The 13,290-nt window shown below is 35.7% G+C and carries 12 protein-coding genes; 5 read left to right on the top strand and 7 right to left on the bottom strand.

Annotation, left to right across the window (positions count from 1 at the left end; translation table 11 throughout):
• Nucleotides 1-67: 67 nt before the first annotated feature.
• A complete protein-coding gene (gene asnB / locus ACT5E3_RS03795) occupies nt 68-1,765 on the bottom strand; it encodes an asparagine synthase B (protein WP_444996979.1) in 1,698 nt (565 codons plus the stop codon).
• A gap of 218 nt (nt 1,766-1,983) precedes the next feature.
• Between asnB and asnC the strand changes: the two genes are divergently transcribed.
• A complete protein-coding gene (gene asnC, locus ACT5E3_RS03790; RefSeq protein ID WP_444996978.1) occupies nt 1,984-2,433 on the top strand; it encodes a transcriptional regulator AsnC in 450 nt (149 codons plus the stop codon).
• Between the two features lie 51 nt (nt 2,434-2,484).
• On the opposite strand, the gene ACT5E3_RS03785 is transcribed toward asnC, so the two are convergent.
• Nucleotides 2,485-3,810: an alkaline phosphatase gene (locus tag ACT5E3_RS03785; protein WP_444996977.1), complete on the bottom strand. Its 1,326-nt coding sequence runs from the start codon at nt 3,808-3,810 to the stop codon at nt 2,485-2,487.
• Nucleotides 3,811-3,874: 64 nt separating this feature from the next.
• Between ACT5E3_RS03785 and ACT5E3_RS03780 the strand changes: the two genes are divergently transcribed.
• From ACT5E3_RS03780 to ACT5E3_RS03765, 4 genes are all read left to right on the top strand, one after another.
• Complete coding sequence (locus ACT5E3_RS03780) at nt 3,875-5,137, top strand: saccharopine dehydrogenase family protein (RefSeq protein ID WP_444996976.1); 1,263 nt, start codon at nt 3,875-3,877, stop codon at nt 5,135-5,137.
• Nucleotides 5,130-5,603, top strand: coding sequence for a DUF2269 family protein (locus ACT5E3_RS03775; protein ID WP_444996975.1), 474 nt, complete (start codon nt 5,130-5,132; stop codon nt 5,601-5,603). The genes ACT5E3_RS03780 and ACT5E3_RS03775 overlap by 8 nt, the downstream gene beginning before the upstream one ends.
• 7 nt (nt 5,604-5,610) lie before the next feature.
• Nucleotides 5,611-5,988, top strand: coding sequence for a DoxX-like family protein (locus ACT5E3_RS03770; protein WP_444996974.1), 378 nt, complete (start codon nt 5,611-5,613; stop codon nt 5,986-5,988).
• Between the two features lie 109 nt (nt 5,989-6,097).
• Nucleotides 6,098-8,341 (top strand): DUF5916 domain-containing protein, encoded by a 2,244-nt coding sequence (locus ACT5E3_RS03765; protein WP_444996973.1) that lies wholly within the window; start codon nt 6,098-6,100, stop codon nt 8,339-8,341.
• Between the two features lie 31 nt (nt 8,342-8,372).
• Here ACT5E3_RS03765 and ACT5E3_RS03760 read toward each other — a convergent pair whose 3' ends face one another.
• The 5 genes from ACT5E3_RS03760 to ACT5E3_RS03740 form a co-directional block, all read right to left on the bottom strand.
• Nucleotides 8,373-8,759: a hypothetical protein gene (locus ACT5E3_RS03760; protein ID WP_444996972.1), complete on the bottom strand. Its 387-nt coding sequence runs from the start codon at nt 8,757-8,759 to the stop codon at nt 8,373-8,375.
• 71 nt (nt 8,760-8,830) lie between these two features.
• Nucleotides 8,831-9,418 carry a uracil-DNA glycosylase family protein gene (locus ACT5E3_RS03755; RefSeq protein WP_444996971.1) on the bottom strand — a complete coding sequence of 196 codons (588 nt, stop codon included), beginning with the start codon at nt 9,416-9,418 and terminating at the stop codon, nt 8,831-8,833.
• 387 nt (nt 9,419-9,805) lie between these two features.
• Nucleotides 9,806-10,045: a hypothetical protein gene (locus ACT5E3_RS03750; RefSeq protein ID WP_444996970.1), complete on the bottom strand. Its 240-nt coding sequence runs from the start codon at nt 10,043-10,045 to the stop codon at nt 9,806-9,808.
• 215 nt (nt 10,046-10,260) lie between these two features.
• Nucleotides 10,261-10,521 carry an RNA recognition motif domain-containing protein gene (locus ACT5E3_RS03745; protein WP_444996969.1) on the bottom strand — a complete coding sequence of 87 codons (261 nt, stop codon included), beginning with the start codon at nt 10,519-10,521 and terminating at the stop codon, nt 10,261-10,263.
• 304 nt (nt 10,522-10,825) lie between these two features.
• Nucleotides 10,826-13,213 (bottom strand): tetratricopeptide repeat protein, encoded by a 2,388-nt coding sequence (locus ACT5E3_RS03740; protein WP_444996968.1) that lies wholly within the window; start codon nt 13,211-13,213, stop codon nt 10,826-10,828.
• Between the last annotated feature and the right edge of the window lie 77 nt (nt 13,214-13,290).

Genomic DNA, 13,290 nt, shown 5'->3' with positions numbered 1-13,290 from the left:
TTAAATAGTTTATACATTCAATGAAAATAACCATTTTTTAAAGTGACAAAACAATGGCTTTTCATTACTAAACAGCATCCGCATGAACACCAGCAACTGCCCTACCCGAAGGATCAGAGTTATTGGCAAAACTATCGTCCCAAGCTAATGCTTCTTTAGTGCTACAGGCAATAGATTTACCACCAGGTACAGTTGCAGCCGCACTATTGCTGCGATATTTGGATGCAAATATTTTGCGGTACAACAAACCTTCTTTGGTATCAGGCGTATTGATTGGAAAATCAATTGATGCTCTTTTCATCTCTAAATCACTGATTTGAGACGTTGCATATTCTTTTAACGTATCAATCCAAGAATAACCAACGCCATCAGAAAATTGTTCCTTTTGACGCCATAAAATCTCTTCAGGCAAATAGCCTTCAAAAGCTTGCCTTAAAATATGCTTTTCTATTTTCCCATTACCACACATTTTTGCTTCAGGGTTAATACTCATTGCAGCATCAAGAAAGCACCTATCTAAAAATGGAACCCTTGCTTCAACTCCCCAAGCAGACATTGCTTTATTCGCTCGTAAGCAGTCAAACTGGTGCAACCTTTCTAATTTTCTCACTGTTTCTTCATGAAACTCTTTTGCATTCGGAGCTTTGTGAAAATATAAATAACCACCAAAAATTTCATCGGCTCCTTCACCAGAAAGCACCATTTTAATTCCCATAGATTTTATCTTTCTGGCCATTAAAAACATCGGTGTAGAAGCCCTAATGGTCGTGACATCGTAAGTTTCTAGGTGATATATAACATCAGCAAGCGCATCAATACCTTGTTGCACTGTAAAATGAATTTCGTGATGGATAGTACCAATTTTATCTGCGACTTTTTTTGCCGCTGATAAATCAGGAGAGCCTTTTAAACCAACAGCAAAAGAGTGTAATTGTGGCCACCATGCAGGACTCTTTTGATCATCTTCAATTCGTTTTCCTGCATTAAGTTGCGCTAAAGCAGAAATTAGAGACGAATCTAACCCGCCAGATAATAGAACTCCGTAAGGAACATCTGACATCATGTGTTTTTTAACCGACTCTTTTAAAGCTTCGCGTATAACATCTGGAGAAGCAGTATTTGAGGCGACATTTTCATAGTTTTTCCATTCAGGTTTGTAATAAGGTCGTATTTCACCAGAATCACTATCTAAGTAATGGCCAGGGGGAAAACTATATACTTCATCACAAACATCCGACAAAGACTTCATTTCTGAACCAACAAATAGTTGGCGTTTATCATCAAAACCATAATACAAAGGAATAATGCCAATTGGATCTCTAGCAACCAAATAGCGATTAGACTGTTTATCAAACAAAATAAAAGCAAACATGCCTTCTAACTGGTTTAAACGCTTTTCGAGCTGTTCAGTACTAACAACTTTGTTTTTCTTGACATCTTCTGCATATAAACCAAGTATAACTTCACAGTCAGATTTCGTTTGAAACTGATATTCGCTTACCTCTGTTTCAGCTAGCTGACGATGATTGTATATTTCACCATTCACTAACAATGCTAAATCACCTTGCTCACTGAGTAATGGCTGTTCGCCACTTTCAATATCAACAATTGCTAAACGCTCATGGACTAATACTGCAGAATCGCAAGTCCATATTCCAGACCAATCAGGACCTCTGTGACGCTGTTTTTGAGACTGCTCTAATGCCAACCCTCTTAGGGCTTCAGAGTCGCCTTGAATGTCTAAAATACCGAAAATAGAACACATGGTGATTTTGCCTTATACCAGTTTGTAAAATTATAAATATAACAGGATTTATGAGAGTGGTAGCACACCTTCATAAAGCAATATTTTATAATCATTAACCAAATTGACAAAAAAGTGAATAGCAATCAATAAAAACAAGTTTTTTAGTGAATATTATCTAATAATAAGCTAAAATTTTGATAATTCATTAAAATGACTTAAAAAAAAGCAGATAAAACTTGCAGATCGATAATTTGGATAAAAAAATACTGAATGCGCTTATAGAAGATGCCAGGATCCCTTACGCAGAACTAGGCAAGCGGTTTACTGTCAGTCCGGCGACCATACATGTTCGTATTGAGAAAATGCGTGCAGCAGGCATAGTTGTGGGAACTAAATTATCTGTAGAACCTAAAAAATTGGGTTATGACGTGAGCTGCTTTATAGGAATCACATTAAATAATGCTGGGGATTACCCCGAAGTAATAAAGCGCCTTGAAGCCTTTGATGAAGTCGTTGAAGCCTATTATACTACTGGCAAATTCAGTATTTTTATCAAAATAATGTGTCACTCAATTGATGATCTTCAGTGGGTATTAATTGGAAAAATTCAATCAATTGAAAAAATAAGAGACACCGAAACGTTTATGTCCTTACAAAACCCTATTCACCGTATGATTAAAATATAGTTATTTTTCATATAGTTATAAGTATTCCTATCTAAGCTAACTGATTATAAATTACTCTTTTAACAATTGAAAAATGTACTCTCCAATACGAGTATTCTCCCAATATCCTCTTAAAAGCTCACTTCCCGGCCCCTTGGCATAAAGCGGTACATCAACCCCGGTATGACCATAACTAGACCATCCAGTATAACTTCTATTAGAAATAATTTTTGCCACCAACCTTCTACTTTCTTCCCAATTTTGTAAATCAGCCTGATTGAGTAAATTTATTTCTGGTGTCGTTAGTTTTAAAGATGTCGCTTTATGAAATTCGGCAACTAAATCACCCGAAAGTTGAGCATCGGTAGTAATTTTTGCAGGTGTATGAGAGAACGTACGTATTACATCAACATCCCAATAATAATTATCTTTTCCACTTTGATAGCTACCTAATGATAACCCCCCGGTTTCATGATCTGCGGTAAGAATCATCAGAGTGTTAGAATTTTGATCCGTAAAGTTAGAAACAACTCGAATAGCCCTTTCAAAATCTTGCATTTCTGAAATAACGCCAACAATATCATTATCATGAGCGGCCCAATCAATTTGACTCCCCTCAACGACTAAAAAAAAGCCATTCGGATTTTTAGATAATTGCTTAATAGCCGTCTGAGTCATTTCTGCCAATGATGGCTCACTCGCTTGGCGATCCCACATTTTATTCAATCCTTTTTTTGCAAATACGCCTAAAACTTGCTCTGAATCAGATGCTAAAAGCGTTTTTTTATCTTGTACTAATTGATATCCCTTTAACTGAAACTCTTTCATGATATTTCTATCTTTTCGTTGTAAAAATAGCTCTCCACCTCCTAGCAAAATATCAACTAAAGGTTCTCCCTGATATTGGTTATCAAAAAGCTGATTAGCAATATTTTTTTCTTTTTCACGATCAATTTGGTGTGCAAAAAATGCAGCTGGCGTTGCATGAGTTAACTGAGAAGTCACCACTAATCCGGTTGACATACCCCGTTGTTTAGCTGTTTCCAACACCGTTAATAACTTTTGCTGATTTGTATTAACAGATACCGCGCCATTAATTGTTTTCTTACCTGTTGCATAAGCCGTTGCAGATGCAGCAGAATCGGTAATATTTTCTTGTTGATCGACAGAATTAGTATTTAAACTACCAACTAAAAATTGATCAAAAATAAGCTCTTCTTCAGCTATTGTATTAGGGTCGTCATTAAACATTCTTAGAGCCTTTATGTGAGCTGGCCCCATACCATCACCAATCATTAAAACAATATTTTTAGGCTTATGTTTTTCTTGTAAAACATTCGTATACAAACAACCACTTAATAAAAAGCAACTCAAAAGACAATAGGTTAAAGTTTTCATTGTTATTTTTATAATCAATAAACGTCAAAAAAGCGTTATAACATACTTAACTCAGTACACCCAAATGACATTTAGAAAACAGGGATTAAAAGTTTCAAGCCAATTATTTTTTTGTAAAGAATGTTTGGCATATAAAAACCATTTAGGTATGCTTACCGCTATTCAAACTAGCTTAAGCAATAAACCTATGCATCGACCTATTGGCCAAATTATAATACTAGGAGGGTATGGGAATTTTGGAAAAAGAGTTGTAAAAAATCTTTGCCAACACCTATCAATTAGACTTATTTTAGCTGGTAGAAATATCGATAAGGCTGAAAACTGTTGCCAAACACTGTCCCAAGAAACAGGCCATAAAAATTTAATTCCACTCGCTCTTGATATTGACTCTCAGCAATTTGAATCAACGTTAGTAAAACTATCGCCCGATATTCTCATCCACACTAGCGGCCCCTTTCAAGGACAAAACTACAAAGTCGCTAAAGCATGCTTAAAAGCTAACTGTCACTATATAGACTTAGCAGATGACCGTCGTTTTGTTTGTGACTTTACTCAGCTAAATCAACAAGCTTGCCAACAAAATTTATTGTTTGTATCGGGCGCAAGTTCAGTCCCCGGCCTTTCATCAACAGTAGTCACTCATTTTAAAAGCGAGTATCAATCAATCGACAGTATAGACATTGTCATTGCACCAGGAAATAAAGCTGAGCGAGGAAAAGCAACGGTCGAGGCTATTTTATCTTATACTGGAAAACCAATTTCTCTATTTAAGCAAAATCAATGGCAAACAGGTTATGGTTGGATGTCATCTCGTCGCGTAGATTTAGGTGATATTGTTGGTAAGCGATGGGTAGCTAATGTTGATGTCCCTGATCTGGAATTATTTCCTCAATACTACCCTGGAGTCAAAACGGTTAGCTTTCAAGCAGGTTTAGAACTAGCGGTTCTGCATCATGCTATGACAATGATGGCTTGGTTAGTTCGTCTAAAACTAGTTCCCAACTGGGCCCCAATGTCAAATATTATAACAAAAGTCAGCGAGTATTTTATACACTTTGGCACTGATATTGGTGGTATGAGAGTAGAAATTAATGGTATTAATCAAGATAATAAACATCAAAAAACAATATGGAAATTAATTGCTCCTGACGGTATTGGTCCTTTCATCCCTTCTTTTGCATCAATTATTTTAGCGAATCAATTAATCAACGGTGAGATAATTGAGTTTGGTGCCAAAGCATGTATAAACCTTTTTTCACTTGAAGAGTTTGAAAAAATTGCAGCACCTTTAGGTATTTATCATATAACAGAAAGAAGCTATGGATAATTATTTGCTACTAAAATTAATCCACATTCTAGCCGCAGTTATTGTAGCGGGAACAGGCACGGGAATTGCGTTTTTTATGTTTATGGCTGTACAATCAAAAGATAAGAAAGTTATTCAAATAACAACGCGGTATGTCGTATTAGCTGATTGGTTATTTACGGCTCCAGCAGTGATCATCCAACTCATGAGCGGTCTAGCATTAATGCACTTACTCCACTACTCTTTTTCATCTTGGTGGTTTATTGTTGTTATCAGTTTATTCATTTTTATTGGCATATGCTGGATACCAGTCATTTTAATTCAATATAAACTAAGGGCGCTAAGTAATACGCCTTCATTTGAACCAGAAAGCAATTTAAGCTTTAAACGACTCTTTAAATACTGGGTTTCTTTAGGGATCCCTGCTTTTATCAGTATAATTGTTATGTTCTGGCTGATGGTTTTTAAGCCTTTAACAACCATGTGATTTTGTAATGTCTTCCACTCAACAAAAATATATTCGTTTCAGCTTGGCCTTTGTTTGGATATTTACCGCACTAACCTCAGCATTTTTTGATAAAGCAACAGGTGCAAAGGTTCTCTCTCAAATTAATATCAATGGAGCTTTATCCGATGCGCTTATTTATACTGCAAGCACACTCGACTTTATTATTGGTGTCTGGATAATTAGTAATAAAAAGGCTCAATTATGCTGCCAAATACAAATAGTAACTATCTTTCTATTTACTATTTTATTAACAGTTATAGCCCCCCAATTTTGGCTTCATCCATTTGGACCATTAACCAAGAATGTTCCCATGCTAACCCTTATTGTTTTCTATCGAAACAATTTGCAAACAAATTCTGCTTAACAATAATTTTTATCTCATTAATAATACAATGAAACAAATCTATACTTTATTATTTTATAATTTTTAACTAAAGTTACACAAAATTAAACAGGGATAGATAAAAATATCAATGAGCTTAAATTTCAGACAGATTTTACCTTTCTTCATATTAATAAATTTAGTCATATTTAGTGCGAATGCTCAAAATCAAGTAAGTGAACGAGTCAAACTCGACCACCAACTTCCTTTTATTGATTCAAGCATTCAAGTCGATGCATCTCTCGATGAAGCCGTTTGGCAACATGCGCTAAAAATAGAGCTAAAATATGAAACGATGCCAAGAGAAAATATAGCTCCGCCTGTTAAAACCGAGGTATTCTTGTTTGAAAATGGTCAGAAACTATTTGTTGCTTTTAAAGCTTATGATGACGACCCAACAGCAATTAAAAACTTTTTAACTGACAGAGATAACATTTGGGACACCGATTTTGTTGGTATAAAATTTGACACTTTTGGTGAAGCTCGCAAAGCATTTCAATTTTTTACTAATGCCGCTGGCGTTCAAGCAGACGCAATCCAAGAAGATTTTAAAGGAGACAATTCAAACTGGGATGCCGTATGGTCAAGTTCTGGGCAAGTAACAAAAGACGGCTACATTGTTGAAATGGCCATACCATTTAAGACTCTTCGCTTCCCTGAAAGCGATAATAAACAAGCTTGGGCAGTTGAACTACTCAGGTTTTATCCACGTGAGCACCGCCACCGCATTGCTAACACCCCTTTCAATCGTGATATCTCTTGTAAAATTTGTCAATTTGATAATCTGGTCGGTTTTGCAGATGCCAAGCCATCACAAAACCTCAGCTTAATTCCAACTCTGGTTATTGGTCGAATTGATAATAAAACACCGCCAAGCAAACAATGGAACAATGGCGAGTTTGATGAAGAACTTGGGCTCAATTTCCGTTGGGGGATCACACAAGATCTCTATTTAAATGCAACAGTAAACCCTGACTTTTCTCAAGTTGAAGCCGATTCTCCACAACTTGATATCAATAATCCATTCTCAATATTTGTTGAAGAAAAGCGGCCATTTTTTCTAGATGGTGGTGATTACTTTGAAACCAGAAATCAACTGGTTAATACCCGCAACATTATCGCTCCAGGCTATGGCGTTAAAGTTTCCGGACAAACGAATGGTCATAGTTTTGGAATTATGACTGTCGATGATGATCATACGAGCATATTACTCCCCAAGTCTATCAGCTCAAACCTGACAATGCTTAACAATAGCGCTAGTGATAACCAGATTCTTCGTTACTCTTACGACCTTGGTAATAAAAATAATATTGGCATACTTCATACTAACCGCTCAGCGAAAGACTATAGCAATAAAGTAACAGCAATTGATGGAAAGTACTGGTTAGATCAGTACCACTCTATTGGTGCACAATATATGTCTTCGAAAAGCCAAAATCCGAACGATCTAATCAATGAACATGGCTTGAGAAAAAACCAAAAAGGTGACGCGCTAACCGTTAATATCCAACATGATTCGAGAAATTGGTGGGGTTACTTTGATTACATAGAATACGACAAGGATTTTCGAGCTGATCTTGGTTTTATTGATCGAGTTGATTACGATAAAACAGTTGCAGGTTTAGGCCATCGTTGGTACTCAGCAAATAAAAACTCATGGTGGAATGAAGTCACATTAGGGGGCGACTGGGATCATACTTTTGATAATCAAGGGAACAAGCTTGAAGAAGAAACAGAATTAAATTTAGAAATATTTGGTAGTTATCAATCAGCGCTAATAGTTGGTATTGGTAAAAGAAACCGTTTTTGGGGTGACAAGTATTTTGATGAAAATTTCCACTCTATAGAGTTAAGCTCTCAACCTTTTAGTGGAATAAAAGCACTTTTAGGATTTAATTGGGGAGATCAAGTCGACTTTGTTAATAGCCAGTTAGGTAAAGAATTTAAAATCAATCCAGAAATAACTTGGCAAATAACACAAAACTGGCTAACAAAATTTGATTATGAACATATTAAGTTTGATGTCCCAAATGGGAATTTATTTACAGCCAGACTATCCAACTTTCGTCTAACCTATTTGATGAGTGTACGCAGCTTTTTACGTTTTACAATGCAAAAAACTGATATTTCAACAACTCCTCAACTTTACCAAAAACCGGTTAACGCTACTTTAAAAAACTTAAGCACCCAACTGCTATACAGCTATAAAATAAACCCACAAACTTTATTTTTTGCAGGTTATGCTGACGATGGTTATCAAGATGATAATCTACAGAATATTGAAAAAACGGGACGTTCCCTTTTTATGAAATTTTCCTATGCCTGGCAACTTTAAGGCTCAATAACGAAAACAATACAAATAAGACCTAATCACTATTTTTAGCGTAACACCAATCAAGCGCTTCTTGATAACTAGCACAAGTGCCAATCACCCATGATGACTCTTCGGCGAGAAACTCATAAAAAGAAGCTCTGGCCTGACCAGATTCATAATCAGAAACAACACTAACATTTTTCACACCTGGGAAACTTTTCGATAATGCTAAAATATAAGCGGCTAGCTGTCTAATATCATCAGCTGTGATTTGTGCGTCTTTAATCGTTGACCAATCAGCAATAATATAGCGCAACTTTTCCATTCTAACATCTTCTCCAACGAGCATAACAGAATCCAAAAGTTCCTGTCCTGTCACATCTCCAGAATAGTTGACGCGTAATAATTCATCAGAAATCCAATCATGTACAACAGTCATTAACTTCTCCCTATAATAAAACTAACATGAAAAAATATTATAATATTTATTATTAGATATAATTGACTTAATTATTTTAATAATTGAGCCACTTTTAATTGTAGTTCAGGCACTACATTTTTTTCAAACCACAAATTCTTTTTTAACCAAATATTATTTCTTGGGCTAGGGTGAGGTAGTGGAATTATCTCTGGTAAGTAACTTTCCCAGGCCTTAACAGTTTCAGTAAGGTTTTTTTTAACCTTATTTTTTAAATAGAACTTTTGGGCATATAATCCAATAGCTAAAATCAACTTAATTTCACATAACTCATCTAATAATAAAGGATGCCAGTTTTTTGCACATTCTGAACGAGGTGGTAAATCGCCTGACTTACCAGTTCCTGGGTAACAAAATCCCATAGGCACAATCGCAATTTGTTGCTCATCGTAAAAACAGCCCTCATCAATCCCCATCCATTGTCTTAATCTAACCCCGCTAGGATCATTAAATGGTATCGAAGATTCATGTACACGAATGCCCGGCGCTTGACCTGCAACAAGAATCTTAGCCGTTTTTTCGGCCCGAAATACCGGATTGGGGCCAAGCGGTAAATGAGCTTCACATATCTGGCATTGTTGAATATCAGCTTTTAAATCTATAAAACTTTTACAAGTCATAACTATGGCTCTCAAGGCTGTTAGCTTAATTAACCTCAACTCTGGATAAGGAAATTCAAAATAATTAATAGAATCATTTTTATTTTCAATGACTTAAAACCCAATTAAATTGAATTGCTGTTTCCACTTGAGTTCAGTGTGGCTATTTTTGTGGATATCAAGGCAAGTGACTGCCGCAATAGCGAGCTATTGCAAAGGCGCTTAACGCTGAAAGCCGCAAAAATAGACGCTCTGATGATTTTTCTTATCCAGAGCTGAGGTTAATTACTCAATGAATATATTCCAAGTTGATATGTACCAGTCATTTTACAATTGAGTTTTCAGAAAGCACCATTTTTTCTGGATATATTAGAGCGTGTAATTTATAGCAAATAAAGTCAAACTAATTTAATGCTTATGATTTGTAACTTTAGCTATATTAGGGTATTTTATTTTTTCACCTTTATCGACATTGTGAGCAAAGATAAAGAAAACTTGGTGATGCATGAACTGGAAAAGCTGCGTGCAACAACTGCTGGGAGGCTCCGCGGCATCGGTAATGGGCGCTTCGGCGGCCAAGCGAACTATCCAGCCTTTACTCAATATTAGCTGTACGCATATGGCTAAAACCCGGGTATTAATGGGCATTTAAATCCTTATAAGAGTCGTGCTGAAATGAACACACTGGTACATAATCAGGTGGGTTGTGCGATGAAAACCTTTGCACTCTTAATCAAAGATCTGAGAAGGGATTAAGTATGCAATGGCTAAAGCGTCTGATAGGTGATAATCATGATTTAAAAGGGCCAAATGTAAATCAGGTAGGTTATTGTATCTGTTATTAATACTTTGAGCGATTAAGTCTATCGCCGTCCCCGTTTATTTTTGGGTTCTTCAAAATTGACTTTAATCATTTTGCCACCAAAATCTCGGCCATTTAATCCTTCAATAGCAGCTCTTGCCTCATGCCCTTCCATTTCAATAAAACCAAATCCTTTGCACTTTCCCGAAAACACATCAACGACCAGTTTAATTGAACGAACTTTGCCAAACTGTGAAAATAACTCAATAACGTCTTTATCTTTCGCTGTTTCTGGTAAGTTTCCGATAAAAAGCTTTTTCATAAATATATCCTTAGTCAATAATCGGCAGAAAGATTTAAACACCAATTAAAATAATTATTTCAATAAAACGGGTAAAAAGTTCAGATCGCTGAACTTATGAATTGAATACGCTTGCAATGAATACGTTTGAGTTAGTTGTGCAATTCAAAAGCACTTCAAGATATAGAATTCGTATTTTAAAATGACAAGAACAGAATAAAATCTGTCATTATTGTTTGTCAGAGTATAGCCAAATAGTTAAGAGTACAAGCTAGATTTAGATTATTTACTAAAAAAATAGAAAAAAATGAAAGTTGACGAAGTTTTAACCAGCATCACTCCTAAGCTTATGCTGCTCCCAAGTGCTGGAGAGTAGATTTTCTAAATCTTGGGTATATTGTGCACTATCAAAAACAGCTGAACATTTTTTCTGAGTAACGATCTTTGATTGAATCACAGCAAGCTCATTAGGTGACAATGCCAAACGAATAGCAAGCGCTTTATAAGTGTCAATTGAATCGCAAATTAATTCGTCTAAAGCCATATGATGTAACAAACTAGCAGCCACTCTGGAAATAAACGTCTCTCCGGCAATTGTAATAACAGGTACCTCTGCCCACAAAGCATCACTTGTACTGGTATGCCCATTCACAGGAAAAGTATCTAACATTAAATCGACACACTGTAGCCGAGCTAAGTGCTCACTTGCACTACACCGCTTTGCAAATATAACCTGCTTGTGGTTGATTCCTTGCTGCGACATAAACTGAAGTAAAACCTGCTGGGTTTCATCATCCGAAGACAAACACCAAAGTATACTATTCGGTACTTGCTTTAATATGTCACACCAACAGACAACAATTTCTGCTGTCATCTTATAACTTTGATGGAAAGCGCCAAAAATGACCCCTTGCTCAGGTAAATCATATTCACTTCGTTTGGGTGCAGGTAGTAATTCACGAGTATTATCTGTAGGTTGATAACAGCTATTTAAATAAATCATCTCTTCTTCAAATTGAGCCGCTTCTGCTTGCGAAATAAACCGATCACTAATGGCATAATCAACAAGCTCTTTACCCATTGTTGCGGGATAACCTAAAAAGTTAATTTGTATTGGAGCAGGACGTAGAGATAAAATTTGTGAACGAGAGTTTTGTGTAAATCCTTTTAAATCAATTAGAATATCAATTTCATCAGCTTTAATTATTTGAGCTATCGTGGTCGATGATTCTCTTTGCACCTCTCTAAAATGCTCAAAACTTTTAATTAAACGGTGACGCATTGGTGATTGATCATCTGGCCCATATGAATAAGCAAAAATTTCGAACTTAGCCTTATTATGTAATTCAATCACTCTCGCTAACAAATAAGCCGTCGCATGTTCATGAAAATCGGCCGACAAATAGCCAATTTTCAACCGTTGATGTTCGTATTGTATTTTAGGCAAGTTGCTTGATGTTAATTTTAATCGATGCATTTGAGCCCAATGATGAGCAATTTTTAACTGTTCGTCAGCCGTGCTATCAGCTAATGTAATAAAACTAAATGGCGGTAAGTCAACGGCAACATGATCATTTAATAGTTGACGACAAAGCTGAAGCTGTTCATCAGCTTCAGACCAACGACAACATTGGCGTAGCATATGTAATAATGGCGCTCTGGCCTGATGATAATCCGCTTTTAATTGTAAAGTCTGCTGAAAATATTGAATCGATTTAGCATACTTTTTTTGACTAGCATTTAAAATACCTAAATTATAATAGGCTTCTACAAACTGATTATTTTTAACTAAAGCTTTTTGGTAAAATACTTCTGCTTGTTCAAACCTCAACATGGTTTTTAATAAATTTCCAATGTGATTATACAACTCAGCAGAATGAACGTTTTTCTCTAACAGCCACTCGAATTGTGCTAAGGCTTTTTCGTAAGCACCTTGCTCACGATAACAAAGCGCCAACACTAACCGTGAGTCAGCATAATTGGCTTCAATATCAATCGCTTTTTGACAACAATTAATTGCTTCTTCAAATTGCTCTAATTTCAGCAAAGCACTAGCCATATTTGTCCAGGCAATATAATGAGCAGGCACTGACTCTACAACTTTACAGAACTCAACTAAAGATTTCGAAAATTCACCTTGTTGCAAATAAATAGTGCCAATATTATTAATCGCATCAACCTGATTTGGAGAAGCAGATAAAACTTTTTCATAACTATCTAGTGCAGTTTGCAAGTCACCCTTTTCTAACTGGCAATTACCAACAGCTAAGTAAGCTTGCCAATTTTTTTTATTCACAGCAATAGCGCGATGATAACACTTTATAGCTTCTTGAGTATTTTTCAAATTTTGAAAACAATACCCTTGTTTCAATATTAATTCATCATCAGCTTTATTAGATTTAATAACCTTAAGCATTGTATCTAATGCTGCCTGAAAATCATTTAAAACAAAATAAACATCAACGAGCGCCTTAATGTACCTTAGCTCATTAGCATTTAAAGCAATTGCTTCTTTTTGATGTTTAACACTAAGCTTTATATTATTTTTTTGGCGATACAAAAGTCCTAACAGATGGTGAGATTCAGCATTTTTACGATCAATTTTAATTATCTGTTCATAAGCTTTCTTCGCTTTATTTAATTCACCAGACTGATGATAAGTAACAGCTTGAGTTAAAAGTTGATGCGTTTTTTTTTGTTTAATATGATTCACCTTAATCCAAACTTTTTAATACTATCGAACAATGTTTATCACCATATATAAATATTATGCCTTTAAAACATAATTGA

This window comes from Aliikangiella litoralis (genome assembly GCF_052495765.1).
This window is presented reverse-complemented; position numbering and strand designations above follow the sequence as displayed.